20 protein-coding genes and 1 pseudogene are annotated in these 24,276 nt (G+C 70.9%); 14 read left to right on the top strand and 7 right to left on the bottom strand.

What is annotated here, in order from left to right; all coding sequences use genetic code 11:
* Positions 1-388 precede the first annotated feature (388 nt).
* Both ACZ5WG_RS08940 and ACZ5WG_RS08935 read right to left on the bottom strand, forming a co-directional pair.
* Positions 389-2,596: pseudogene (locus ACZ5WG_RS08940) on the bottom strand ((Fe-S)-binding protein); the annotation flags it as partial.
* Between the two features lie 110 nt (positions 2,597-2,706).
* Positions 2,707-3,306 carry a sugar transferase gene (locus tag ACZ5WG_RS08935; RefSeq protein ID WP_468721749.1) on the bottom strand — a complete coding sequence of 200 codons (600 nt, stop codon included), beginning with the start codon at positions 3,304-3,306 and terminating at the stop codon, positions 2,707-2,709.
* A gap of 385 nt (positions 3,307-3,691) precedes the next feature.
* Between ACZ5WG_RS08935 and dnaK the strand changes: the two genes are divergently transcribed.
* The 4 genes from dnaK to ACZ5WG_RS08915 are packed head-to-tail and all read left to right on the top strand — an operon-like array spanning position 3,692 to position 7,900.
* Entirely contained in the window at positions 3,692-5,536 is a 1,845-nt protein-coding gene (gene dnaK, locus ACZ5WG_RS08930) for a molecular chaperone DnaK (RefSeq protein ID WP_266996059.1), read from the top strand.
* The gene (gene grpE, locus ACZ5WG_RS08925; RefSeq protein WP_468721747.1) at positions 5,536-6,207 is read left to right on the top strand and encodes a nucleotide exchange factor GrpE; all 672 of its coding nucleotides are present in this window, start codon (positions 5,536-5,538) and stop codon (positions 6,205-6,207) included. Before dnaK ends, grpE begins: the two co-directional genes overlap by 1 nt.
* Before the next feature lie 39 nt (positions 6,208-6,246).
* A complete protein-coding gene (gene dnaJ / locus ACZ5WG_RS08920) occupies positions 6,247-7,428 on the top strand; it encodes a molecular chaperone DnaJ (protein ID WP_468721746.1) in 1,182 nt (393 codons plus the stop codon).
* Between the two features lies 1 nt (position 7,429).
* The gene (locus ACZ5WG_RS08915; RefSeq protein ID WP_468721744.1) at positions 7,430-7,900 is read left to right on the top strand and encodes a heat shock protein transcriptional repressor HspR; all 471 of its coding nucleotides are present in this window, start codon (positions 7,430-7,432) and stop codon (positions 7,898-7,900) included.
* Between the two features lie 97 nt (positions 7,901-7,997).
* Here ACZ5WG_RS08915 and ACZ5WG_RS08910 read toward each other — a convergent pair whose 3' ends face one another.
* Positions 7,998-9,011: a helix-turn-helix transcriptional regulator gene (locus ACZ5WG_RS08910; RefSeq protein WP_468721743.1), complete on the bottom strand. Its 1,014-nt coding sequence runs from the start codon at positions 9,009-9,011 to the stop codon at positions 7,998-8,000.
* A 102-nt stretch (positions 9,012-9,113) separates the two neighbouring features.
* Between ACZ5WG_RS08910 and ACZ5WG_RS08905 the strand changes: the two genes are divergently transcribed.
* Positions 9,114-9,341, top strand: a complete 228-nt coding sequence (locus ACZ5WG_RS08905; protein WP_468721741.1) for a hypothetical protein — start codon at positions 9,114-9,116, stop codon at positions 9,339-9,341.
* Positions 9,338-9,652, top strand: a complete 315-nt coding sequence (locus tag ACZ5WG_RS08900; RefSeq protein WP_030299141.1) for a Rieske (2Fe-2S) protein — start codon at positions 9,338-9,340, stop codon at positions 9,650-9,652. Before ACZ5WG_RS08905 ends, ACZ5WG_RS08900 begins: the two co-directional genes overlap by 4 nt.
* Positions 9,653-9,851: 199 nt before the next feature.
* Here the strand turns inward: ACZ5WG_RS08900 and ACZ5WG_RS08895 are convergent, their stop codons facing one another.
* Complete coding sequence (locus ACZ5WG_RS08895; protein ID WP_468721739.1) at positions 9,852-10,265, bottom strand: pyridoxamine 5'-phosphate oxidase family protein; 414 nt, start codon at positions 10,263-10,265, stop codon at positions 9,852-9,854.
* A gap of 136 nt (positions 10,266-10,401) precedes the next feature.
* On the opposite strand from ACZ5WG_RS08895, the gene clpB reads away from it, so the two are divergent.
* Positions 10,402-13,002 carry an ATP-dependent chaperone ClpB gene (gene clpB / locus ACZ5WG_RS08890; protein WP_468721737.1) on the top strand — a complete coding sequence of 867 codons (2,601 nt, stop codon included), beginning with the start codon at positions 10,402-10,404 and terminating at the stop codon, positions 13,000-13,002.
* Positions 13,003-13,133: 131 nt separating this feature from the next.
* Positions 13,134-13,676, top strand: a complete 543-nt coding sequence (locus tag ACZ5WG_RS08885; RefSeq protein WP_266627182.1) for a type III secretion system chaperone family protein — start codon at positions 13,134-13,136, stop codon at positions 13,674-13,676.
* 13 nt (positions 13,677-13,689) lie between these two features.
* Here the strand turns inward: ACZ5WG_RS08885 and ACZ5WG_RS08880 are convergent, their stop codons facing one another.
* Both ACZ5WG_RS08880 and ACZ5WG_RS08875 read right to left on the bottom strand, forming a co-directional pair.
* The gene (locus tag ACZ5WG_RS08880) at positions 13,690-14,838 is read right to left on the bottom strand and encodes a mannosyltransferase family protein (protein WP_468721735.1); all 1,149 of its coding nucleotides are present in this window, start codon (positions 14,836-14,838) and stop codon (positions 13,690-13,692) included.
* Positions 14,839-14,994: 156 nt separating this feature from the next.
* Positions 14,995-16,185, bottom strand: a complete 1,191-nt coding sequence (locus ACZ5WG_RS08875; RefSeq protein ID WP_468721733.1) for a pyridoxal phosphate-dependent aminotransferase — start codon at positions 16,183-16,185, stop codon at positions 14,995-14,997.
* 689 nt (positions 16,186-16,874) lie between these two features.
* On the opposite strand from ACZ5WG_RS08875, the gene ACZ5WG_RS08870 reads away from it, so the two are divergent.
* The 6 genes from ACZ5WG_RS08870 (at position 16,875) to fbaA (ending at position 22,782) form a co-directional block, all read left to right on the top strand.
* Entirely contained in the window at positions 16,875-17,417 is a 543-nt protein-coding gene (locus ACZ5WG_RS08870; protein WP_468721732.1) for a DUF2617 family protein, read from the top strand.
* A 139-nt stretch (positions 17,418-17,556) separates the two neighbouring features.
* A complete protein-coding gene (locus ACZ5WG_RS08865; RefSeq protein ID WP_468721731.1) occupies positions 17,557-19,197 on the top strand; it encodes a polyamine aminopropyltransferase in 1,641 nt (546 codons plus the stop codon).
* 47 nt (positions 19,198-19,244) lie between these two features.
* Positions 19,245-20,138 carry an SRPBCC family protein gene (locus ACZ5WG_RS08860; protein ID WP_468721730.1) on the top strand — a complete coding sequence of 298 codons (894 nt, stop codon included), beginning with the start codon at positions 19,245-19,247 and terminating at the stop codon, positions 20,136-20,138.
* Between the two features lie 21 nt (positions 20,139-20,159).
* Positions 20,160-20,948 (top strand): aldose epimerase family protein, encoded by a 789-nt coding sequence (locus ACZ5WG_RS08855; RefSeq protein WP_468721729.1) that lies wholly within the window; start codon positions 20,160-20,162, stop codon positions 20,946-20,948.
* A gap of 26 nt (positions 20,949-20,974) precedes the next feature.
* Positions 20,975-21,514, top strand: a complete 540-nt coding sequence (pyrE, locus tag ACZ5WG_RS08850; RefSeq protein WP_468721727.1) for an orotate phosphoribosyltransferase — start codon at positions 20,975-20,977, stop codon at positions 21,512-21,514.
* A 245-nt stretch (positions 21,515-21,759) separates the two neighbouring features.
* On the top strand, positions 21,760-22,782 hold the full coding sequence (gene fbaA, locus ACZ5WG_RS08845; protein WP_389414333.1) for a class II fructose-bisphosphate aldolase: 1,023 nt from the start codon (positions 21,760-21,762) through the stop codon (positions 22,780-22,782).
* 85 nt (positions 22,783-22,867) lie between these two features.
* Here fbaA and ACZ5WG_RS08840 read toward each other — a convergent pair whose 3' ends face one another.
* Positions 22,868-24,100, bottom strand: coding sequence for an IS701 family transposase (locus tag ACZ5WG_RS08840; RefSeq protein ID WP_468721725.1), 1,233 nt, complete (start codon positions 24,098-24,100; stop codon positions 22,868-22,870).
* Between the last annotated feature and the right edge of the window lie 176 nt (positions 24,101-24,276).

The following is a 24,276-nucleotide window of genomic DNA, read 5'->3' as shown; positions in this document are numbered from 1 at the left end:
TCTCCGGCTCGACTGCGGCTTCTGCCTCGGGCTCGGGCTTTGCGGCGGCCGTTGTGGCCGGCTCGGCCTCTGCCGCGGTCTTCGAGTCGGCCTTCGCCTCCGCCTTGGCGGCGGCCTCCGGCTCGGCGTCTGCCTTTGCCGCAGCTTCGGTTTCTGCCTCGGCTTCGGCGTCGGCCTTCGCCGTGGCCTCGGCTCCCGCCTCCGCCTCGGCCGCAGCCGCAGCCTCTGCCTTGGCGGCGGCTTCCGCCTCCGCCTTCGCCTTCGCGGCAGCCTCGGCGTCGGCCTTGGCCTTCGCCGCCGCTTCCGCTTCCGCCTCCGCCTTGGCTTCCGCCTCCGCCGCCTGTTCGGCGGCCAGGGCCTCGGCCGCCAGTTCCGCCTCCGTCGGGGCCGGGGCCTTCACCGACTCCAGGAGGAGCTGGGCCACGTCGACGACCTGGACGGATTCCTTGGCCTGGCCGTCGTTCTTCTTGCCGTTGACCGAGTCCGTCAGCATCACCAGGCAGAACGGGCAGGCCGTCGAGACGATGTCCGGGTTCAGGGACAGGGCCTCGTCGACGCGCTCGTTGTTGATGCGCTTGCCGATCCGCTCTTCCATCCACATCCGGGCGCCACCGGCGCCGCAGCAGAAGCCCCGCTCCTTGTGGCGGTGCATCTCCTGCTGGCGCAGCCCCGGCACGGCCGACATGATCTCGCGCGGCGGCGTGTAGACCTTGTTGTGCCGGCCCAGGTAGCAGGGGTCGTGGTACGTGATCAGGCCGTCCACCGGCGTGACCGGCGTCAGCCGGCCCTCGTCGATCAGGTGCTGGAGCAGCTGCGTGTGGTGGATGACCTCGTACTCGCCGCCCAGCTGCGGGTACTCGTTCGCGATGGTGTTGAAGCAGTGCGGGCAGGTGGAGACGATCCGCTTCGCCGACTTCGGCTTCTTCGTCGACGGGTCGTCGTCGTCCTCGCCGAAGGCCATGTTCAGCATGGCCACGTTCTCCTGGGCCAGCTGCTGGAACAGCGGCTCGTTGCCCAGGCGGCGCGGGGAGTCACCGGTGCACTTCTCGTCGCCGCCCATGATCGCGAACTTGACGCCCGCGATGTTCAGCAGCTCCGCGAAGGCCTTCGTGGTCTTCTTCGCGCGGTCCTCGAGAGCGCCCGCGCAGCCGACCCAGTACAGGTAGTCGTACTCGGAGAGGTCCTCGGCGTCCTTGCCGACGATCGGGACCTCGAAGTCGACCTCCTTGGTCCACTCCACGCGCTGCTTCTTGGCCAGACCCCAGGGGTTGCCCTTCTTCTCCAGGTTCTTGAGCATCGTGCCCGCCTCCGACGGGAACGCGCTCTCGATCATCACCTGGTAGCGGCGCATGTCGACGATGTGGTCGATGTGCTCGATGTCCACCGGGCACTGTTCGACACAGGCGCCGCACGTCGTGCAGGACCAGAGGACATCCGGGTCGATGACGCCGTTCTCCTCGGCCGTGCCGATGAGCGGGCGCTCCGCCTCCGCCAGCGCCGCCGCCGGCACGTTCGCCAGCTGCTCCGCCGTCGCCTTCTCGTTGCCCTCCATGTCCTTGCCGCCGCCGGCGAGCAGGTACGGGGCCTTGGCGTGCGCGTGGTCGCGCAGCGACATGATCAGGAGCTTCGGGGACAGGGGCTTGCCGGTGTTCCACGCCGGGCACTGCGACTGGCAGCGGCCGCACTCCGTACACGTGGAGAAGTCGAGGATGCCCTTCCAGGAGAACTGCTCGACCTGGGAGACGCCGAAGACGTCGTCCTCGCCCGGCTCCTCGAAGTCGATCTCCTTGCCGCTGCTCGTCATCGGCTGGAGCGCGCCCAGCGCGGTCGCGCCGTCGGCGTTGCGCTTGAACCAGATGTTCGGGAAGCCGAGGAAGCGGTGCCAGGCCACACCCATGTTGGTGTTGAGCGAGACGACGATCATCCAGATCAGCGAGACGCCGATCTTGATCATCGCGGTGAAGTAGATGGCGTTCTGCAGGGTGCCGAGCGAGAGGCTCTTGAACGCCAGGACCAGCGGGTACGAGGCGAAGTACGCCGGCTCGTACGAGTCCACGTGGTGGATCGCGCCCTCGAGCCCGCGCAGCGTCAGGATCGCGAGGCCGATGGTGAGGATCACGTACTCGACGAAGTACGCCTGCCAGGCCTTGGAGCCCGTGAAGCGTGACTTGCGGCCCGCCCGGGACGGCAGCGACAGCAGGCGGATGACGATCAGCACGGCGATGCCGAGGATCGTCATGATGCCGATGAACTCGATGTAGAGCTCGAACGGCAGGAAGCCGCCGATGACCGGCAGCGTCCAGTCGGCCTGGAAGAGCTGCCCGTACGCCTGGACCAGCGTCGGCGGCAGCGTCAGGAAGCCGATCGCGACGAACCAGTGCGCGAAGCCGACGATGCCCCAGCGGTTCATCCGGCTGTGGCCGAGGAACTCCCGGACCAGGGTGAGCGTTCGTGCCTTCGGATCGTCCGTACGGCTGCCTGCCGGTACGGGCTGTCCGAGCTTCACGAACCGGTAGATCTGCGCCACGGCTCGGGCGAGCAGCGCGACGCCGACCACGGTCAGGACCAGCGACACGATGATCGCGGCGAGTTGCATGGGAGGGCTCCTCGGGCGGGACTTACTAAGCGGTAACTTATTGAGTCAAGGCTTGAGGTTACCCATTCCCCGCGCCGCAATGTAGGTGAGCGAGCGGTGATCTGTGTCGCTCAGGCATGCCTCTGTCGGCACCGCAGTCGGTAGGCCGCCCGAGGGGTCTGAGCCAGGATCGCGAGATCCATCCCCAGCCAATGGCTCTCCACATAGTGCCGGTCCAGCAGGGCCATCTCCTCCCAGGGGAGGCCGGAACGTGCGCTGACCTGCCACAAACCGGTCATTCCGGGCCGTACGAGGAGCCGGTCGGCCCGGTCCGTACGTGACTCCGCGCGCGGTCCGACCAGCGACATCTCGCCGCGGAGCACGTTCAGCACCTGTGGGAGCCCGTCCAGGGCGCACCGCTCCACGGCCACGCCGAGCCGGCCCGCCGCGTCCGTGCGCAGCCGCCAGGTCCGGAAGGGCCGCCCGCCCAGTCCGGCCGCCGGCTCCCGTACGAAGACCCGGCCGCCCTGGGTGGCGTACAGCAGGGCGGCGACGGCCAGCAGCGGCGCCGCGAAGACCCCGAGCAGCGCCACGGCCCCGAGGAGGTCGACCACCCGCTTCGCCGAGAGGTCCGGGCGGTACGGGAACGGTGGCGGGAAGGGGCCCTCGGTCGCGGGTCGCCGCCGCACGAGGCGCCGGACCGGGGGGAGCGTGAGCGGCGGCAGCGGCATGGGGGCACCCTGCCCTGTGCCCCCGGCGGTTGTCGGACGCCGCGCAGCGGCCGCCCCCAGCATCGCCCGCTCGGCCCCCGGTGAGCGGCCGGTGGGGGCCCGGTGAGGCCCCCCGATGTGCCTCGTCGGGGTGCACGGCCGTCGCCGACCGGTCGGCTTCGAGTGGTCCTGGAGTGTTTCCCGCCCGGCCCGCAGCGCGGAGCGTTTCCGCAGGTGGAGCCCCTGTGGCCGGGCACATCGTGGCTGCGCGGCGCCGGCCGGGAGCCCTGCGTGAGCGTAAGACGGGGATAAAAGTTGAGCCGCATAGGCTCACCTCTGTTGACGCCAGCGCAGCGTTACGGCATGGTTGAGTCTGTTCCACTCAAGTCAGCTGGAGGAAATCAAAATGGCACGTGCGGTCGGCATCGACCTGGGCACCACTAACTCCGTCGTCAGCGTTCTCGAAGGCGGCGAGCCCACCGTCATCACCAACGCCGAGGGCGCCAGGACCACGCCGTCCGTCGTCGCCTTCGCCAAGAACGGCGAGGTCCTCGTCGGCGAGGTGGCCAAGCGCCAGGCGGTCACGAACGTGGACCGCACCATCCGCTCCGTCAAGCGCCACATGGGCACTGACTGGAAGATCAACCTGGATGGCAAGGACTTCAACCCGCAGCAGATGAGCGCCTTCATCCTGCAGAAGCTGAAGCGCGACGCCGAGGCGTACCTGGGTGAGAAGGTCACGGACGCGGTCATCACCGTCCCGGCCTACTTCAACGACTCCGAGCGTCAGGCGACGAAGGAAGCCGGTGAGATCGCGGGTCTGAACGTCCTGCGCATCGTCAACGAGCCGACCGCCGCCGCCCTGGCCTACGGCCTGGACAAGGACGACCAGACCATTCTCGTCTTCGACCTCGGTGGCGGCACCTTCGACGTGTCGCTCCTCGAGATCGGCGACGGCGTCGTCGAGGTCAAGGCCACCAACGGTGACAACCACCTCGGTGGTGACGACTGGGACCAGCGCGTCGTCGACTACCTGGTGAAGCAGTTCGCCAACGGCCACGGCGTCGACCTGTCCAAGGACAAGATGGCGCTCCAGCGTCTGCGCGAGGCCGCCGAGAAGGCGAAGATCGAGCTGTCCTCCTCCACGGAGACCACGATCAACCTGCCCTACATCACGGCTTCCGCCGAGGGCCCGCTGCACCTGGACGAGAAGCTCACGCGCGCCCAGTTCCAGCAGCTGACCGCGGACCTCCTGGACCGCTGCAAGACCCCGTTCCACAACGTCATCAAGGACGCCGGCATCCAGCTGTCCGAGATCGACCACGTGGTCCTGGTCGGCGGCTCCACCCGCATGCCGGCCGTCGCCGAGCTCGTCAAGGAGCTGACCGGCGGTCAGGACGCGAACAAGGGCGTCAACCCGGACGAGGTCGTCGCCATCGGCGCCACCCTCCAGGCCGGTGTCCTCAAGGGTGAGGTCAAGGACGTCCTGCTCCTCGACGTGACCCCGCTGTCCCTCGGTATCGAGACCAAGGGCGGCATCATGACCAAGCTCATCGAGCGCAACACCACGATCCCGACCAAGCGGTCCGAGATCTTCACGACGGCCGAGGACAACCAGCCGTCCGTGCAGATCCAGGTCTACCAGGGTGAGCGCGAGATCGCGGCGTACAACAAGAAGCTCGGCATGTTCGAGCTGACCGGCCTGCCGCCGGCCCCGCGTGGCGTCCCGCAGATCGAGGTCTCCTTCGACATCGACGCGAACGGCATCATGCACGTCACGGCCAAGGACCTTGGCACGGGCAAGGAGCAGAAGATGACCGTCACCGGCGGCTCCTCGCTCGGCAAGGACGAGGTCGACCGCATGCGCCAGGAGGCGGAGCAGTACGCGGACGAGGACCTGCGCCGCAAGGAGGCGGCCGAGTCCCGCAACCAGGGCGAGCAGCTCGTCTACCAGACGGAGAAGTTCGTCAAGGACAACGAGGACAAGGTCCCGGCCGAGGTCAAGACCGAGGTCGAGGCCGCCGTCTCCGAGCTGAAGGAGACCCTCAAGGGCGAGGACACGGCCGCGATCCGCACCGCGACCGAGAAGCTCGCCGCGGTCAGCCAGAAGCTCGGCCAGGCCATCTACGCCGACGCACAGGCCGCCCAGGGCGCAGCCGGTGCCGGTGAGGGCCAGCAGGCCAAGCCGGAGGACGACGTCGTGGACGCCGAGATCGTCGACGAGGACAAGCCGAAGGGCGGCGCTGCCTGATGTCGGAGGAGACCCCGGGTTTCGACGAGAAGCCCGAAGTCCCCGCCGGCGCCACGCCTGACGACGCCGCCGAGCCGAAGGCCGCAGCTTCCTCCGAGGAGGAGGCCGCGGCCCCGGCCGGGGACTCCGGAGCACCGTCCGCTCAGGAGACGGCTCTGCTGGCGCAGCTGGACCAGACCCGTACCGCGCTCGGCGAGCGCACCGCGGACCTCCAGCGGCTCCAGGCGGAGTACCAGAACTACCGCCGCCGGGTGGAGCGGGACCGGATCGCCGTCAAGGAGATCGCGGTCGCGTCCCTCCTGACGGAACTGCTCCCGACCCTGGACGACATCGGCCGGGCGCGGGACCATGGCGAGCTGGTCGGCGGCTTCAAGTCGGTGGCCGAATCGCTGGAGACCGCCGCGGCCAAGATGGGCCTGCAGCAGTTCGGCAAGGAGGGCGAGCCCTTCGACCCGACGATCCACGAGGCCCTGATGCACTCGTACGCGCCGGACGTCACCGAGACGACCTGCGTGGCGATCCTGCAGCCGGGGTACCGGATCGGCGAGCGTACGATCCGCCCCGCGCGGGTCGCGGTGGCGGAGCCCCAGCCCGGGGCGGCCCCCAAGTCCGAGTCCGCGGACGGCGACACGCCTTCGGACAAGGACGCGGATGCCCCCGACAAGGGCTGACGCAGCAACCGTAGGGGCACGAGAGGAGGGACACCGGGGATGAACACGAAGGACTTCGTCGAGAAGGACTACTACAAGGTCCTCGGTGTCCCGAAGGACGCCACCGAGGCCGAGATCAAGAAGGCGTACCGGAAGCTCGCGCGCGAGTTCCACCCGGACGCCAACAAGGGCGACGCCTCGGCCGAGGAGCGCTTCAAGGAGATCTCCGAGGCGAACGACATCCTCGGCGACGCCAAGAAGCGCAAGGAGTACGACGAGGCCCGCGCCCTGTTCGGGAACGGTGGCTTCCGCCCCGGTCCCGGCGGGGGCGGCTCGTTCAACTTCGACCTGGGCGACCTCTTCGGCGGCACCCAGCCGGGTGGCGGCGCGGGCGGCGGTTTCGGCGGCGGCGGTCTGGGCGACGTCTTCGGCGGACTGTTCAACCGCGGCGGCGCCGGCCCGGGGACGCGTGTCCAGCCGCGCCGCGGCCAGGACATCGAGTCGGAGGTCACCCTCTCCTTCACGGAGGCGGTGGACGGGGCCACGGTCCCGCTCCGGATGTCCTCCCAGGCGCCCTGCAAGGCCTGTTCGGGCACCGGCGACAAGAACGGCACGCCGCGCGTGTGTCCGACCTGCGTCGGCACCGGCCAGGTCTCGCGGGGCAGCGGCGGCGGCTTCTCGCTGACCGACCCCTGCGCCGACTGCAAGGGCCGCGGCCTGATCGCGGAGACCCCCTGCGACGTCTGCAAGGGCAGCGGGCGCGCCAAGTCCTCCCGCACCATGCAGGTCCGGATCCCGGCGGGCGTCTCCGACGGCCAGCGGATCCGGCTGCGCGGCAAGGGCGCTCCGGGCGAGCGCGGCGGCCCCGCCGGCGACCTCTACGTGGTCGTCCATGTGGACGGCCACCCGGTGTTCGGCCGCAAGGACGACAACCTGACGGTCACCGTCCCGGTGACGATCGCCGAGGCCGCCCTGGGCGCCGACATCAAGGTCCCGACCCTGAACGGCCCCTCGGTGACGCTGAAGCTCCCGCCGGGCACCCCCACCGGGCGCACGATGCGGGCCCGCGGCAAGGGAGCCCTCCGCAAGGACGGCACCCGCGGGGACCTGCTGGTGACGGTGGAGGTCGCCGTTCCGGCCTCGCTGTCGGACAAGGCCCGCGAGGCGCTGGAGATGTACCGCGACGCGACGGAGTCGGAGGACCCGCGCGCCGTGCTGTTCGAGTCCGCGAAGGGAGCATGACATGGACGGCCGCCGACGACCGCCCCGGTTCGGCAACGGGGCGTACGAACTGACCGACGAGACCCCGGTCTACGTGATCTCGGTGGCCGCCCAGCTCTCGGGCCTGCATCCGCAGACCCTGCGCCAGTACGACCGGCTCGGCCTGGTCTCCCCGGACCGGACGGCCGGCCGCGGCCGGCGTTACTCGGCCCGCGACATCGAACTGCTCCGCACGGTGCAGGCGCTGTCCCAGGACGAGGGCATCAACCTGGCCGGCATCAAGCGGATCATCGAGCTGGAGAACCAGGTCGCCGCGCTCCAGCAGCGCGTGGCCGAGCTCTCGGCGGCGGTGGACGGCGCGGCGGCCGTGCTCCAGCAGCGAGAGGCCCAGGTGCACGCCTCGTACCGGCGAGATCTGGTCAAGTACCAGCCACCGGTGCCGGGCAACGCCCTGGTCGTCTGGCGCCCAGCACCGAAGCGCCAGAGCGACTGACGTCGGCTTCCTCCGGCTGCACGACGCGCAAGCCCTGCACGCGCGCACAGGCCCCGCCCGGGATCCCCCGGCGGGGCCTGGCACGTACCGGTGCGTTTCAGTCGCCCTCGTCCTCGAGGATCCCGGAGCGGGCGATGAGGAAGCCGAGCTGGGCGCGGCTGCCGCTGCCGAGGGTGCTGGCGAGCTTTGCGATGTGCGCGCGGCAGGTCCGTACGTTCATGCCCAGCCGGCGGGCGATGGCCTCGTCCACGTGGCCCTCGATGAGGAGCTGCGCGATGGTGCGCTGTACGCCCGAGATGCCGCCGCGGGTGTGCTGGTACGTGACTTCCTCCTGGAGCGGCACAGCACGGTGCCACAGCTGCTCGAACACCTTGATGAGGTAGTCGACCAGCCCCGGGTGGCGCAGCTCCAGGGCGACCTGGCGGTCGTCGCTGGCCGGGATGAAGGCGACGGTCCGGTCGAAGATGATGAGGCGCTCGAAGAGCTCCTCCAGCGTGCGCACTTCGACCTTGCCCGCCTTGAGGAGGTCGACGTACGCGAGCGTGCCCCGGCTGTGCCGGACGGTGTGCTGGTAGAGGGTCCGGATCCGGACACCGCGGTCGGTCAGCGGCTGGTCGCGCTCCAGGGCCTCCGTGAGCTCGAGGCTGGGGCGGGCGCCGCCGGGCTGGATGGTGAGCATCTCGGTGCGGCACTCGGCGGTGGCGAGGTTGAGGGCCGCGTTGATGGGGTCGAAGCCTTCGAGCACGGTGATGGCGTGGGTGCTCGCCGGATTCTGCGCACTGATGGCGAGAAACGGCTCGAAAGCCTCGGACAGTTCGAGAGAATCCCGGCGTCTGTCGCGGATCTCCCGTTCGATCGGATGCAGCCGCTGTGCGAGTGCCACCGCCGGTGGAACCGGACGGAGCGAATTGGCGTCATCAGGGTCTGGCTGCAACAACGCCAGATCGAGCAGGCAGGGTGCCGTTTTGACGTCCCCACGTGCGATACGTCCGGTCCGCAGCGCGCTCGTGTAGAGCCGCGCCCCCTCGCTGCACAGCTCCGTGACCGCGTGGGGATGTGTCGCTTTTGTTCTGTTTATGGTCAAATCTCCACCCCCCAGGGTCCTGAACATGCAAGAACATGATGCATCGTCCCTGTGGCAGTGATGTGCCTGAATGAGCCATGGTCTGACAGGCGGGGGAGAGGATTTCATCAAGTGAGGACGAAGCCGACCATGAACAAGAGAATGCTTCGCTCGGCGCTTGCCACCGTCATCTTCTCGGCTGTGGCCGGTCTGGGACTTGCCGGGGTCACCCTGGGGGGCGCCGAAGGGGGTGCCGCAGGCCTCCGGGCGGCGCCGCTCGAGGACAGCGGATGGCGCGCGGCACCGATGGACAGCGGATGGCGCTCGGCCCCCGTCGACGCCGATGCCGGCACCGTTGCCGGGGAGACCGCGGTATGACCCCCGACGACCGCGGATTCCGTCGCGAAATGGCCTCTGCCTACCGCTCCGGCTGGCAGTTCATCGACCTCGCCACGGCCATCCCCCACCCTGGCGACTCGTTGATGGTCACCCTGTTCGGACAGCCCATCGTCATCACGCGCGAGGAGGACGAGGACGTCCGGGCGTACCGGTGCCTGCGCCGCCCCCGCGGCGCGCCGCAGCCCGTCCGCTGCGAGGTGCGCTACGGAATGGTCTTCGTCAACCTTGATCAGCGCGACCACCAGCTCTTCGAACCCGATATCACCACCGCCACCCCCCGCAGTGCCTGAAGCGATTCCCCCGTCGTTGCAGATCGCTTTAGGTGCTTCCCCCACACAACGGCGCCATCGTGGACCTGACCACGATGGCGCCGTTGTGATGTCCGCGTCCAGTCCTTGAACCGGACAAGGTGAAAGCTGAACTGTTTCGCCCGGGCCGGCCGATGTGCCGGCCCGACGTGCCGGCCGACGTGCCGGCCGGGCCGTCGGTTCAGGCGCGGCCCATCGCCCGGTCGAGGGCGATCTCCATGACGACCCGGTCCGGGTTGGGCGAGGGCGTCCGCCCGTAGCGCTCCGCGTAGCGTGCCACCGCCTCGGCGACCGAGGCCTCGTCCGTACGGATCACCGCGCGCCCCTCCAGGGTCGCCCAGCGGCGTCCCGCCATCTGGCACACCGCCACCCGGGCCGGGCCCTGCTCCGTCGCCTGGGCCGCCAGTACGTTGCGGATCTTCTTGCTGTTCTTGTTGCTGATCACCCGGGCCAGCCCGGCCTCCGGGTCGTACGTGACGCCCACCGGCACCACGTGCGGGGTCCCGTCGGGGCGCGGGGTGGTCAGCGTGCAGACGTGCCGCTCCCGCCAGAAGGCGAGGTACTCGGGCGTCGGGTTGAGTACGTCAAGAGCCATGGGCTGAGGGTACGACGCGGGTACGACTACGGCCTTGAGTGGAATAGACTCAACTTTGCATACGCTTCCATAGTCAAAGCACGAGACTAAAGCCTTCCTGAGACCTGTCTGACCTGTCTGAGAGGAGAAGTCGCACGTGGATGCCGAGCTGACCAACAAGAGCCGGGACGCGCTGAACGCGGCCACCAGCCGGGCCGTGAAGGACGGCCACGCGGATCTGACCCCGGCGCACCTGCTACTGGCCCTCCTCGCCGGCGAGGACAACGAGAACATCACCGACCTCCTCGCGGCCACCGAGGCCGACCAGGCGGCCGTCCGGGGCGGCGCAGAGCGGCTGCTGGCGGCCCTGCCCAGCGTCACGGGCTCCACGGTCGCACCCCCGCAGCCCACCCGCGAGCTGCTCGCCGTACTCGCCGAGGCCGACCAGCAGGCCGGGAAGCTCGGCGACGAGTACCTCTCCACCGAACACCTCCTCATCGCGATCGCCGCCAAGGGCGGCGCGGCCGGTGAGGTCCTTTCCACCCAGGGCGCGACGGCGAAGAAGCTGCTGGACGCCTTCGAGAACGCACGAGGAGGACGGCGGGTGACCACCCCCGACCCCGAGGGCCAGTACAAGGCCCTCGAGAAGTTCGGCACGGACTTCACGGCGGCCGCGCGTGAGGGCAAGCTCGACCCCGTCATCGGCCGCGACCAGGAGATCCGGCGCGTCGTCCAGGTCCTGTCGCGCCGTACGAAGAACAACCCGGTGCTCATCGGCGAGCCCGGCGTCGGCAAGACGGCCGTCGTCGAGGGCCTCGCACAGCGCATCGTGAAGGGCGACGTCCCCGAGTCCCTCAAGAACAAGCGCCTCGTCTCCCTGGACCTCGGCGCGATGGTCGCGGGCGCGAAGTACCGCGGCGAGTTCGAAGAGCGGCTGAAGACGGTCCTCGCCGAGATCAAGTCCAGCGACGGCCAGATCATCACCTTCATCGACGAGCTGCACACCGTCGTCGGCGCGGGCGCCGGCGGCGATTCGGCCATGGACGCGGGCAACATGCTCAAGCCCATGCTGGCCCGCGGCGAGCTGCGGATGGTCGGCGCGACCACGCTCGACGAGTACCGCGAGCGGATCGAGAAGGACCCGGCGCTGGAGCGTCGCTTCCAGCAGGTGCTGGTCGCCGAGCCGTCCGTCGAGGACACCATCGCGATCCTGCGCGGGCTCAAGGGGCGCTACGAGGCCCACCACAAGGTCGTCATCAACGACAGCGCGCTGGTGGCCGCCGCGACCCTCTCCGACCGGTACATCACCTCCCGCTTCCTCCCCGACAAGGCCATCGACCTGGTCGACGAGGCCGCGTCCCGGCTGCGCATGGAGATCGACTCCTCGCCGCTGGAGATCGACGAGCTGCAGCGCTCGGTCGACCGCCTGCGGATGGAGGAGCTGGCGCTGAAGAACGAGTCCGACCCGGCCTCGATCGAGCGCCTGGAGAAGATCCGCAAGGACCTGGCGGACCGGGAGGAGGACCTGCGGGGCCTGACCGCCCGCTGGGAGAAGGAGAAGCAGTCCCTCAACCGCGTCGGCGAGCTCAAGGAGCGCCTGGACGACCTGCGCGGCCAGGCCGAGCGCGCACAGCGCGACGGCGACTTCGACACCGCCTCCAAGCTGCTCTACGGGGAGATCCCGACGCTGGAGCGCGAGCTGGCGGAGGCCACCGAGGAGGAGGAAGAGGCCTCCAAGACCGGCGCCTCCAAGGGGACGATGGTCAAGGACGAGGTGGGCCCCGACGACATCGCGGACGTGGTGGGCGCCTGGACGGGCATCCCGGCGGGCCGTCTCCTCGAAGGGGAGACGCAGAAGCTGCTGCGCATGGAGGACGAGCTGGGCCGCCGCCTGATCGGCCAGGGCGAGGCCGTACGGGCCGTCTCGGACGCCGTACGCCGCACCCGGGCCGGGATCGCGGACCCGGACCGCCCGACCGGCTCGTTCCTCTTCCTGGGCCCGACGGGCGTGGGCAAGACGGAGCTGGCCAAGGCCCTCGCGGACTTCCTCTTCGACGACGAGCGGGCCATGGTCCGCATCGACATGTCGGAGTACTCCGAGAAGCACAGCGTGGCCCGCCTGGTCGGCGCCCCGCCCGGGTACGTCGGCTACGAGGAGGGCGGCCAGCTCACCGAGGCCGTACGCCGCCGCCCGTACTCCGTGGTGCTCCTGGACGAGGTCGAGAAGGCCCACCCCGAGGTCTTCGACATCCTGCTCCAGGTCCTGGACGACGGCCGCCTCACGGACGGCCAGGGCCGTACCGTGGACTTCCGCAACACGATCCTGATCCTGACCTCGAACCTGGGCAGCCAGTTCCTGATGGATCCGGCGAGCTCGGCGCAGGAGAAGCGGGACCGGGTCCTGGAAGTGGTCCGCGCCTCCTTCAAGCCGGAGTTCCTCAACCGCCTCGACGACCTGGTGGTCTTCTCCGCGCTGACGAGGGACGAGCTGGCGCACATCGCCGAGCTCCAGATCGGCCGCCTGGCCAAGCGCCTGGCGGAGCGCCGCCTGACCCTGGACGTCACCCCCGACGCCCTGGCCTGGCTGGCGGACAGGGGCAACGATCCGGCGTACGGTGCCCGCCCGCTGCGCCGCCTGATCCAGACGGCGATCGGCGACCGCCTGGCCAAGGAGATCCTGGCGGGCGAGGTCCGCGACGGCGACACCGTACGGGTCGACGTGGCCGGCGAGGACCTCATCGTCGGCAAGGCCCTCTGAGGCATACGTCCCCCAGCCGGCCTTATCGGCGGCTTACTCCTGTCCGCCCTGCGCGGATCGTGCGTGCGGGGGTGGACAGGGGGTGGGAGACATGGGGGAGGATGACAACATCCGCACGAAGGGAAAACACGGTGAGCATCGACCCGGCCTCGATTCCGAACTTCGGAGGGCAGCAGCCCGATCCGCAGGCCACAGGACCGGCGGGCCCCGTCGTCCCCGACCAGGATCTGGTCAAGCAGCTGCTGGAGCAGATGGAGCTCAAGTACGTCGTCGACGACGAGGGTGACCTCGCGGCGCCGTGGGAAGAGTTCCGTACGTACTTCATGTTCCGCGGCGAGGACGAGCAGCAGGTCTTCTCGGTGCGGACCTTCTACGACCGTCCGCACGCGATCGAGGACAAGCCCCAGCTCCTCGAGTCGATCGACGACTGGAACCGTCGCACCCTGTGGCCGAAGGTCTACAGCCACACGCACGACGACGGCTCCGTCCGCCTGATCGGCGAGGCGCAGATGCTGATCGGCACCGGCGTCAACCTGGAGCACTTCGTTTCCTCCACGGTCAGCTGGGTCCGTGCCTCCATCGAGTTCGACAAGTGGCTCGTGGAGCAGCTCGGACTGGAGAAGGAGATCGACTCGACCGACGGTGACGAAAAGGACGGGGACGACGACAACTAGTCGTCGCCACCCGTCACAGCGGCACGCGGGCGATCAGCAGCAGGTACAGCCCGTAGCCGTACGAGAGCCCGGCCAGCCCCGCGGTCACCACGACCGCGGAGCGCGGCCGGGCTCGCGCCATTGCGGCGGCGACCGGCAGGAGCAGCGGGAACGCCGGCAGCAGGAAGCGCGGCTTCGACTCGAAGTAGCCGGCCCCGCCGTAGGTGATCAGCAGCAGCACGGCGGTGTACACGAGCAGCGCCGGCGGCATCCGGTCGAGCAGCAGGAGCACCGCCAGGAGCCCGGCCGCGGCCAGCACGGCCACGGTCACGACGGTGGCGAGCGGTACGTGCCCCCCGGTCAGCACCCGCCAGACGGTGCCCGTCGTGTACGAGCCGAAGTCGAAGCGGGAGCCCCAGCGCCGCTGCACGGTGAAGTACCCGGCCGGATCCCCAATGCGTATCCCGACGGCCACGACGTACGCCGCCCAGCCCGCCGGGGCCAGCAGTGCGGCCGCCCACACCTCGGGCGCGCGGGATCCGCGTACGAACAGCGCGTGCACGGCCATGGCGGACACGGCGGCGGCGACGGCGATCCCGGTCGGGCGGGTCAGCCCGGCGAGCACGGCGAGGCCCGTGGCCCACAGCCAGCGCTCGCGCAGTACGGCGTACAGGGCCCAGGCGGCGAGCGCGGCCAGCAGTGGCTCGGTGTAGGCGAGGGTGAGCACCACCGCGTGCGGGCTCGCCGCCCACAGTGCGGCCAGCAGCACCCCGACGCGCGGGCCGAGCACCAGCTCCCCGACCCGGTACACCCCGACGGCGGCCACGGCGGCGGCGGTCCAGGCGACGAGCAGTCCGGCCCAGGGGGTGGCTCCGGCCAGCCGGACGAGCAGCGGGTACAGCGGGAAGAAGGCGTAGTCGCTCTGCACCAGCCCGGACCGGGCCCACATCTGCGTGCGGCCGTAGCCGTGCACGGCGATGCCGAGGTACCAGACGGAGTCCCAGGAGTGCCCGAGCACGCGGACGGGGCTCCGTCCGGCCCACCACGCCCCGACGGTGAGCACCAGCGCCCCGCCGGCCCGGACGGCGGCGAACACCCCGAGCGCGACGAGGGCGGCGGGCACCCTGCCGGTCCGGAGCTCCTGCGGCCGCACGGAAACCGACGCACTGCCCGTCGCCGTCATGAACCCCGTCTTTCCCGCGCTGCGTGCGTACGCCCATCCCGACGAGGAGAGCCTCGGGCACCCTAAAGCTCACCACCTTCCCGGGGGCGTGAATGCCCCCGGAATCTCCGGTGAAATCAGCCCGCCCCGGAGGCGTCCGCCCGATGAGCGCCCGGGTCAGAGCCGGCGCAGGCGCGCGGCGGCCTCTTCGAGGACCTCGGTCTTCTTGCAGAAGGCCCAGCGGACCTGGGTGGCTCCTGCGGACCGGTGGTCGTAGAAGACCTGGTTGGGGATGGCGACGACGCCGCAGCGTTCCGGGAGGGCGCGGCAGAAGGCGAGGCCGTCCTTTTCGCCGAGCGGGGTGATGTCCGTGGTGATGAAGTACGTGCCCCGGGGGCGGAAGACCTCGAAGCCGGCCGCCGCGAGGCCGTCGGCGAGGATGTCGCGCTTGGCGGCCAGGTCGGCGCGGAAGTCCTCGTAATAGCCGTCGGGGAGGTCCAGGGCCTCGGCGATGGCGTACTGGAAGGGGCCCGAGGAGACGTACGTCAGGAACTGCTTCGCCGAGCGGACCGCCGAGACGAGCTCCGGCGGGGCGGTGATCCAGCCGACCTTCCAGCCCGTGAAGGAGAACGTCTTGCCGGCCGAGCTGATGGTGACCGTGCGCTCGCGCATGCCGGGCAGCGAGGCCAGCGGGACGTGGGCGCCCTCGAAGACCAGGTGTTCGTAGACCTCGTCCGTGACGACGAGGAGGTTGCGCTCCACCGCCAGTTCCGCGATCGCCGCGAGCTCGGCCGGGGCCAGGACGGTGCCCGTCGGGTTGTGCGGGGTGTTCAGCAGGAGCAGCCGGGTGCGCGGGGTGACCGCGGCGCGCAGTTCGTCGAGGTCGAGCGTGAAGGTACCGGCGTCCGGGCGCAGGGTCACCGGTACGCGGGTGGCGCCGGCCATCGCGATGCAGGCCGCGTACGAGTCGTAGTACGGCTCCAGGGCGATGACCTCGTCGCCCGGTTCGAGCAGGGCGAGCAGCGAGGCGGCGATGGCCTCCGTCGCGCCGGCGGTGACCAGGACCTCCGTGTCCGGGTCGTGGGCCAGGCCGTAGAACCGCTGCTGGTGCCGGGCGATCGCGGTGCGCAGCTCCGGGATGCCGGGGCCCGGCGGGTACTGGTTGCCCAGGCCCGAGAGCACGGCGCGGGAGGCGGCCTCGGCGATCTCGGCCGGGCCGTCCGTGTCGGGGAAGCCCTGGCCGAGGTTGATCGACCCGGTACGGGCGGCCAGGGCCGACATCTCCGCGAAGATCGTCGTACCGAAGGACGCCAGGCGGCGGTTCAGGAGGGGGCGGCTGCCGCCCACGGGTGCGCTCATGGGCGCCATCCTGCGGGGAACCTCTGGACTTGCTCAAGTGTGCTTTGGCCCGGGTGGCGTGCGGGCATCCCCCCTTCACACCCCGGGAGACCGGGGCGATGAACGGTGAACGGGGGTTGGGTTTCATGTCTGTCTTCGGTTTGGTGTTCGTGGCGCTGGTCGTCCTGGGCTTCGTGCTCCTGGTGCGGAAGGTGGTTCGCGCCTTCACCGGTGCCGATTCCGGCTCGGGCTCCCGCTCGTCGTGGTGGGCGAACGGTGGCGGCGGGTCTTCGGGCTCGTGCGGGAGCGGCTCCTCCTGCGGTTCCTCCTCGTCGTGCGGTGGAGGATCGTCCTCCTGCGGCGGCGGAGGTTGCGGTTCCAGCTGACACGGGGCAGCTGGCGCCGCGTGCGTCGGGGCGCCCGACGGTGCTAACTGCCGTCGGGCGCCCTCATGTTCCGGCTCCTCGGCCCGTCGCGGAGCGACGCGCGGGACGCCTGTGGTTGAACACGTGAACTGTGTAGCCCCCGGGGGGATGTAAACCCAATCAAGTTGGGTAAAAACGCTGTGAGTGCCGTGCCTTTCATGATTCCCTCGGTTGAGTAGACCAGTCCTCGGACCTCCCTGGACTTCCTGTGGACCCGTGCCGGTGTCCCCCCACCCGTTGACTACCGCTGGCGGGCCCCGGCCCATCTCCCTCGCGCGTTTGCGGAGCCGACTCATGCTCACGACCCTCCAGACCACCTATACCGACACGCGTGCCGCCGATCTCGCCTGGGCCCTGGGTCGGGACCGACTGCCCGCCCTGGCCGTACTGAACCTCGAACTGGCGGGAGCGAAGGTGGAGTTGCGCCTGCTCGGAGCCTCGCACCAGGTGCTCCTGGAGGAGGGCCGGGTGCTCTGCTCGGAGACGGTCGCCTGCATGCCCGGCAGCAGTACGCCGCTGCCGCTCGGCGTGGCCAAGCGGATGGGGGGCTGGGAGTACGAGTTCGCCGCGCGGGTCGAGACCCTGTCGCAGGGCTCCTTCGCGGGGCGTGCGCAGGAACTGCTGGCGCTGGTCGCGGATCACCCGAACGGATTGGCCGGAACCTTTCCCGGCAGCCCGCACGCCTTCACCGCCATGCTCGCGCAGCGCCACGAGGGTCAGGTGCGCTGGCGGACCTGGCACGCGTATCCGCAGGAAGGCCAGTTGGTGGCCACTCGTACGAGGGTCGGTGTGCGCACCGGCGCACCCGCGGGCGCCCTGGAGTCCGTCACGCGGTAGTGCGGGACTGGGCTGGGCGTTCCGGGGCGCAGACGTCGCGGGCGTCCCCATTCGGTTACGCCAACTGGCTGGAACCGTACGTCACTTGCACCCATGTGGGTGACGGGATGCGAGTGGGCGGTGACGTACCGTTCGCTTCATGATCGACCGTTCCGTCCCGCGCCGGGTGCTCCCGGCTCCGGAGCCGCGGGGCGTGGCGACCCTCCCGGCCGCCCTGCCTGTACGGCCCCGGACCGGCCGACTCCTCGTCCTGGCCACCGTGTTCGTCTGCGCCGCCTGCGGGCTCGTGTACGAACTGGAGCTGCTCGCCCTCGGCTCCTACCTCATCGGCGATTCCGTCACCCAGGCGTCCGTCGTGCTGTCCGTCATGGTCTTCGCGATGGGGGTCGGCTCCCTGCTGGCCAAACGGCTGCGCAGACGGCCCGCGTTCGGTTTCGCCGTGATCGAGGCGGGCCTCGCCCTGCTCGGCGGGCTCTCGGCGATGGCGCTGTATGCGAGCTTCGCGTGGCTGGGCGAGTCCCGGCCCGCCCTCGTGGCCTTCTCCTTCGCGATCGGCGTGCTCATCGGCGCCGAGATCCCGCTGCTGATGGTCCTCATCCAGCGGATCCGCAGGCAGGACGCGGGCGGCGCCGTCGCCGACCTGTTCGCCGCCGACTACGTGGGCGCCCTGGTCGGAGGGCTGGCGTTCCCGTTCCTGCTGCTGCCGGTGCTCGGCCAGCTCACCGGCGCCATGCTGACCGGCACCGTCAACGCGGTCGTCGGCGTGGGCCTCGTCCTGTGGCTGTTCCGCCGCGACCTGAGCCGGCGCTCCCGCTGGCTGCTCATCGCCGCGAACGTCACCGTGCTGGCCGTCCTCGCCTGCGCGACCGTCCTCGCCGACGACTTCGAGCGGGTCGCCCGGCGTGCCGTCTACGGCGGCGAGGTCCGGGTCGCGCAGCAGACCGACGTCCAGGAGCTCGTGCTGACCGGCCCCGCCACCGGCTCCCCGCGCTCCCTCGACCTGTTCCTCGACGGCCGGCTGCGGGTCAGCGGCTACGACGAGTACCGCTACCACGAGGCCCTCGTGCACCCCGCGATGACCGGCCCGCACGCCCGGGTGCTGGTCCTCGGCGGTGGCGACGGGCTCGCCGCGCGCGAGGTGCTGCGCTACCGCGACGTCGCCTCCGTCACCGTCGTCGAGCTCGACCCCGGCGTGGTCCGGCTCGCCCGCACCGACCCGATGCTGTCCGCGCTCAACGGCCGGGTGTACGAGGACCCGCGCCTCGGGGTCGTCACGCAGGACGCGTTCCGCTGGCTGCGTGGGCCGGCCGCGCGGGACCGGTACGACGTCATCCTCTCCGACCTCCCCGACCCGGGCATCACGCCCAGCACGAAGCTGTACTCGCAGGAGTTCTACGGGCTCGCCGCCCGGGCCCTGCGCCCCGGCGGGCGGCTCGCCGTGCACGCCGGACCGCTGGCCACGCGCCCGCGCACGTACTGGACGGTCGAGGCCACCCTGCGCGCGGCCGGCCTGCACACCGCTCCCTACAGCGCGGGCGGCCGGCTCTCGGGCTTCGCCGCCGGCCCCGACCGCAGCCTCGGCACGACCGACGCGCCGCCGCAGGACTGGGGCTTCGTACTGGCCGGCCGGGACCAGGTCCCCGAGCTGCGCGTGGGCCGCGACACGCCGGGGCTGCGCTCGCTGTCCACGCAGTCCCTGCGGGACGCCGCGCGCGACGCCGAGCGCACCCGGCTGGCGGGCCTGCCGCCCTCGACGCTCCCGCACCCGCGGTATTCATAAGCGCCGGACCGGGTGCGGGAGGGTCTCTCGTCGGTAGGCTCGACCACATGGAGCATCAGGTGTTCGTTCCGGTACCGGCAGACAGCCTCCGCGCCGTGCTGCGCGACCCCGCCCGGGTGGCCCGCTGCGTACCCGGGCTCCAGCAGGACGCCGACGCCGCGTCCGGGCCCGTCTCGGGGCGCCTCAAACTACGGGTCGGCGGGAACACCGTCACCTACCGCGGGGCCCTGTCCGTCACCGAACGGGATCCGTACGTGTTCACCGTGGCCGGTGAGGGCACGGAGATCCGCGGCAGCGGGACCGTCAAGCTGTCGCTGGCGTTGCTGCTGACCCCGGTGGACGACGGGACCCGGCTGGGGTTCACCGCCGAGGCCGCCGCCGACGGGCGGGCCGCCGCCTTCCCGCCGGAGGCCACCGCGACCGCCGTCCAGCGGCTCCTGGACCGGGCCGCCGAGCAGCTCGCGGCGCTGGCGGCCGAAGCGGCGGAGCCGGTGACCGACGTCATCGCCGAGGCCGAGGAGGCGGAGGGCGATGCACCCGACGGGGAGGACGGCGGCGTCACGGAGGTCACGGCCTCCGTCTTCGACACCGACGTGCCGCCCCCGTCCCTGGACCCCTTCATGGACGGCGACTTCGAGGGCCTCCCGGACTTCGGCCGGATCGGGGAGAGCGGCGAGACCGGGCAGACCGGGGAGACCGGGGAGATCGACGGGTTCGGCGCCGCCGTGCAGCCCCCCGCCGAGGCCGCCCACGCCCGCCGCACCATGATCGGGCGCAGCGCCGAGGAAGTGGACCACGCACCCCCGCGCGGCCGTTACGCCCCGGTACCGGCCCCCGCGACCTCCAGCGCCGGCGCGAACCTGCGCTGGATCGCCCCGGCCGCCGCCCTGGCGCTGGCCTCGGCGGTCGTGGTCGGCAGAGCCCTGCGCCGCCGCCGCTGACCCCTCGTTAGAGTCGGCTGCATGAGTACGCAACTGAGCGCAGGCGGCGCCGAGGTGACCGTCGACCAGGAGAACGGCTGCCGGATCAGCAGCCTGCGCATCGACGGCACGGAGCTGCTGCGCCAGGGCTCCCACTACGGATGCTTCCCGATGGTGCCGTGGTGCGGGCGCACGGCGAACGGACAGTTCCGGGACGGGGCCGCCGTCCACCAGCTGCCGGTCAACCATCCGCCGCACGCCATCCACGGCTTCGGCCGCGACGCGCCCTGGCGCCCGGCCCGCGTCACCGCCGCCGAGGCGGCGTTCACGTACGACCTCGCCGAGCCCTGGCCGTACCCGGGCCGGGTCACGCAGATCGTGGAGCTGGGCCCCGATTCGCTGACCCTCAGCCTGGGCGTGGAGACGTACGGGGACTCCTTCCCGGCCCAGGCGGGCTGGCACCCCTGGTTCCACCGCAACCTCGGCGCCGGCGGCGAGGACGTACGCCTCGACTTCGCACCCGCCTGGCAGGAGGAGCGCGGCGCCGATCACCTGCCCACCGGCAAGCGCATCGAGCCCCTGCCCGGCCCCTGGGACGACTGCTTCGGCATGCCGTACGGCGTCGAGGCCACCCTGACCTGGCCCGGCGCGCTCGAACTGAAGATCACCAGCCCGGCGGAATGGGTGGTCGTGTACGACGAGCAGCGCGAGGCCGTCTGCGTGGAGCCGCAGTCCGGCCCGCCGAACGGGCTGAACACCCTGCCGCGCCTGGTCAGCCCCGTGGACCCGCTGGAGATCTCCACGACGTGGACCTGGCGGCGGCTCTCGTAGCACCGGCACCCAATAAGCTCGGGGTCATGAGTGACGTACGCGATGCGCTTCTGCAGCAGATCAAGGACAAGGCCGTCGTGCACGGCAAGGTGACCCTCTCCTCCGGCAAGGAGGCCGACTACTACATCGACCTCCGCCGGATCACCCTGGACGGCGAGGCCGCCCCGATGGTCGGCCAGGTCATGCTCGACCTCACCGCCGACCTGGACTTCGACTGCGTCGGCGGTCTGACCCTGGGCGCCGACCCGGTCGCGACCTCGATGCTCCACGCCTCCGCCGCGCGCGGGGGACGCCTCGACGCCTTCGTCGTCCGCAAGGCACAGAAGGCCCACGGCATGCAGCGCCGTATCGAGGGCACCGACGTGAAGGGCAAGCGCTGCCTGGTCGTCGAGGACACCTCGACCACCGGCGGGTCCCCGCTGACCGCCGTCGAGGCCGTGCGCGAGGCCGGCGGCGAGGTCGTCGCCGTCGCCACGATCGTGGACCGCGGGGCCGCGGACGCCATCGCCGAGGCGGGCCTGCCGTACCTCACCGGCTACCTGCTCGCCGACCTCGATCTGGCGTGATCTCGCCTAATCTCGCCTGATCTCGCATTCTGGCCCCCCGGAGAACTGATGACTCAGGTCCCCGGGGCTCCAGGCACAGGTCCTGACCTGCTCTTTCCCGGCCGGGCCGAATGTTTCACGTGAAACGGTCCAGCCTGCACGGGTGGAGTGTCGCGCGGAGTCTGGAAAGATGAGCCCGACGGTTACGTCGCCCCCAGGTCAGGGCCAGCAATCGCACACTCCCCGCACATCCAAGGAGCGGACAGATGCCCATCGCAACCCCCGAGGTCTACAACGAGATGCTCGACCGGGCGAAGGCAGGCAAGTTTGCCTACCCGGCGATCAACGTGACCTCGACCCAGACCCTGCACGCTGCACTGCGCGGCTTCGCGGAGGCCGAGAGCGACGGCATCATCCAGATCTCCACCGGTGGTGCGGAGTTCCTGGGTGGCCAGTACAAGAAGGACATGGTCACGGGCGCGGTCGCCCTGGCCGAGTTCGCGCACATCGTGGCGGCGAAGTACGACGTCACCGTCGCGCTGCACACCGACCACTGCCCCAAGGACAAGCTGGACGGCTACGTCCGCCCGCTGCTCGAGGTGTCCGCCGAGCGCGTGGCCAAGGGTCTGAACCCGCTCTTCCAGTCGCACATGTGGGACGGCTCCGCCGAGACCCTGGCCGACAACCTGGCCATCGGCCAGGAGCTGCTCGCCAAGGCCGCCGCCGCGAAGATCATCCTCGAGGTCGAGATCACCCCGACCGGTGGCGAGGAGGACGGCGTCACCCACGAGATCAACGACGAGCTGTACACCACCGTCGACGACGCGATCCGCACCGCCGAGGCCCTGGGCCTGGGTGAGAAGGGCCGCTACCTGCTGGCAGCCTCCTTCGGCAACGTGCACGGCGTCTACAAGCCGGGCAACGTCGTCCTGCGTCCCGAGCTGCTGAAGGACCTGCAGCAGGGCGTCGGCGAGAAGTACGGCAAGACCAGCCCGTTCGACTTCGTCTTCCACGGCGGCTCCGGCTCCTCCGAGCAGGAGATCGCCACCGCGCTGGAGAACGGCGTCGTGAAGATGAACCTCGACACCGACACCCAGTACGCCTTCACCCGCCCGGTGGCGGACCACATGTTCCGCAACTACGACGGTGTCCTGAAGGTCGACGGCGAGGTCGGCAAGAAGTCCACCTACGACCCGCGCACCTGGGGCAAGCTCGCCGAGGCGAGCATGGCCAAGCGCGTCACCGAGGCGTGCGCGAACCTGCGCTCGACGGGCACGAAGCTGAAGTAGCACCCGCTCCACCCGCTGCACCCGTTCCACCTGCTGTGCCGAAGGGCCCGGCCCACCGTCCTGCGACGGAGGGCCGGGCCCTTCGTCAGCGCGTGGCCAGGGTCGGGTGGTGGGGGCGCGGGCGGCGGACCAGGCTGTGCCGCGCGGGAACCGGGGGCGCCGCCGGCTCCAGGCTGCGGGCCGCGTGGGCCACCGAAGCGAGGGTCACGTGCCGGTGCCAGCCCGGCAGGGAGCGGCCGGAGAAGTCCCGGAGCCCGATCTCCTGCACGCTGAGGCCGGCCGCCGCCGAGACCCGGTGCGCCGTCTTCGTCATCCGCACCAGCGCCCCCGGATCCGTCCGCACCATGTCCGTGACCCACAACTGCGTCGGCAGCCGCCGGGCCGACTCCCACTCGCCGAACAGCAGTACCTCGCGCCGCCGCCCCGGAGCCGGATCCGGCACCATCACCCGGACCGCCGCCACCAGCGAGGTCCGCCGCGCATTCGGGGCGTCGGGAGCCGCCCACTCCACCGGCATCCGCAGCCCCCTGACGTTCTGCAGGATGTCCCGTGCGGCGAGCGTCCCCGCGCCGAAGCCCGGCAGCCGCGGGTCCGTCACCAGCAGCCGCGCCTCGGGGCTGATCCGCCCCACCACCGGCACCCGCGCCTCGGCGAACCGGTTCAGGGTGGCCCGCGTCGCGATGTCCCGGATGTCCAGCACCACCGGCCGCGGCGCCAGGCCCGACTCCCGCAGGGTGTCGAGCACGCCCGTCACCGCGCACTCCTCGTAGCCCTCGTACGACTCGGTCTGCGCGGCCTCCGGCTCCTCGCCGAGGAACAGCCGCCATCCCACCGGCGTCACCACCCCCGGCGACGTGAACCACATCCCGAACGCCTGCTGCCCGCGGAACATCTGCCCCCGGTGCGGGTCGAAGCGGTGCCCCGCACCCACCGAGTGCTCCCCGCCCTTCGGGATCGCCATCGGCTGCGCGACCCACACGTTGAGCGGAGCCGCCTGCCCCAGGTACTGCGCCAGCGCCGCGCGGATCGGCTGCCAGTCCCACGTCGACGCGGCGATGAAGTGGTGCAGGCTCTGTTCCGCCGCCGTGGCGCCGGCCCCCGCCCCCAGCTGCTGCGCGATGTTGCGGATCGACTTGCGGCCCTCCGCGGCGAGCAGTCCGCGTACGTACTGGCGTCCCCGCTCCCGCTGGTCCTTGCGCCGCAAGGACGTGAACACCGCTGCGCACAGCTCCTCGACGGCCTCGTCCGCGAGCTTCCGTCGTCCCGCCCGGACACCCTGGTACGTACTGCTGCTCGCGCTGCTGATGGTGGTGTTCACGACTCCCCCTTCGTCGATGGCCCTCCTACCGTCCGCCCGCGGCCCCCTCGCCGGGGAGGTGTGCCGGGCACACGACTGGGCCGACTGGTGGTGGGGCGCCCACCACCCCTCACCCCCGGGAGCCGCAGCGGTGGTTGGACCACCGTCCGTACGCACCACCGCCGCACCGCGGAGGG

Source organism: Streptomyces sp. NPDC032745 (genome assembly GCF_055579465.1).
This window is presented reverse-complemented; position numbering and strand designations above follow the sequence as displayed.

Excerpts from the sequence above, each read along its gene's own strand:
- ACZ5WG_RS08860 (WP_468721730.1), top strand. The coding sequence starts at position 19,245 with ATGGAGCATCAGGTGTTCGTTCCGGTACCGGCAGACAGCCTCCGCGCC.
- ACZ5WG_RS08870 (WP_468721732.1), top strand. The coding sequence starts at position 16,875 with ATGCTCACGACCCTCCAGACCACCTATACCGACACGCGTGCCGCCGAT.
- ACZ5WG_RS08915 (WP_468721744.1), top strand. The coding sequence starts at position 7,430 with ATGGACGGCCGCCGACGACCGCCCCGGTTCGGCAACGGGGCGTACGAA.
- grpE (WP_468721747.1), top strand. The coding sequence starts at position 5,536 with ATGTCGGAGGAGACCCCGGGTTTCGACGAGAAGCCCGAAGTCCCCGCC.
- ACZ5WG_RS08905 (WP_468721741.1), top strand. The coding sequence starts at position 9,114 with ATGAACAAGAGAATGCTTCGCTCGGCGCTTGCCACCGTCATCTTCTCG.
- ACZ5WG_RS08855 (WP_468721729.1), top strand. The coding sequence starts at position 20,160 with ATGAGTACGCAACTGAGCGCAGGCGGCGCCGAGGTGACCGTCGACCAG.
- fbaA (WP_389414333.1), top strand. The coding sequence starts at position 21,760 with ATGCCCATCGCAACCCCCGAGGTCTACAACGAGATGCTCGACCGGGCG.
- dnaJ (WP_468721746.1), top strand. The coding sequence starts at position 6,247 with ATGAACACGAAGGACTTCGTCGAGAAGGACTACTACAAGGTCCTCGGT.
- ACZ5WG_RS08875 (WP_468721733.1), bottom strand. The coding sequence starts at position 16,185 with ATGGCGCCCATGAGCGCACCCGTGGGCGGCAGCCGCCCCCTCCTGAAC.
- ACZ5WG_RS08880 (WP_468721735.1), bottom strand. The coding sequence starts at position 14,838 with ATGACGGCGACGGGCAGTGCGTCGGTTTCCGTGCGGCCGCAGGAGCTC.
- ACZ5WG_RS08935 (WP_468721749.1), bottom strand. The coding sequence starts at position 3,306 with ATGCCGCTGCCGCCGCTCACGCTCCCCCCGGTCCGGCGCCTCGTGCGG.
- ACZ5WG_RS08900 (WP_030299141.1), top strand. The coding sequence starts at position 9,338 with ATGACCCCCGACGACCGCGGATTCCGTCGCGAAATGGCCTCTGCCTAC.
- pyrE (WP_468721727.1), top strand. The coding sequence starts at position 20,975 with ATGAGTGACGTACGCGATGCGCTTCTGCAGCAGATCAAGGACAAGGCC.
- dnaK (WP_266996059.1), top strand. The coding sequence starts at position 3,692 with ATGGCACGTGCGGTCGGCATCGACCTGGGCACCACTAACTCCGTCGTC.
- ACZ5WG_RS08895 (WP_468721739.1), bottom strand. The coding sequence starts at position 10,265 with ATGGCTCTTGACGTACTCAACCCGACGCCCGAGTACCTCGCCTTCTGG.
- ACZ5WG_RS08865 (WP_468721731.1), top strand. The coding sequence starts at position 17,557 with ATGATCGACCGTTCCGTCCCGCGCCGGGTGCTCCCGGCTCCGGAGCCG.
- ACZ5WG_RS08910 (WP_468721743.1), bottom strand. The coding sequence starts at position 9,011 with ATGTTCAGGACCCTGGGGGGTGGAGATTTGACCATAAACAGAACAAAA.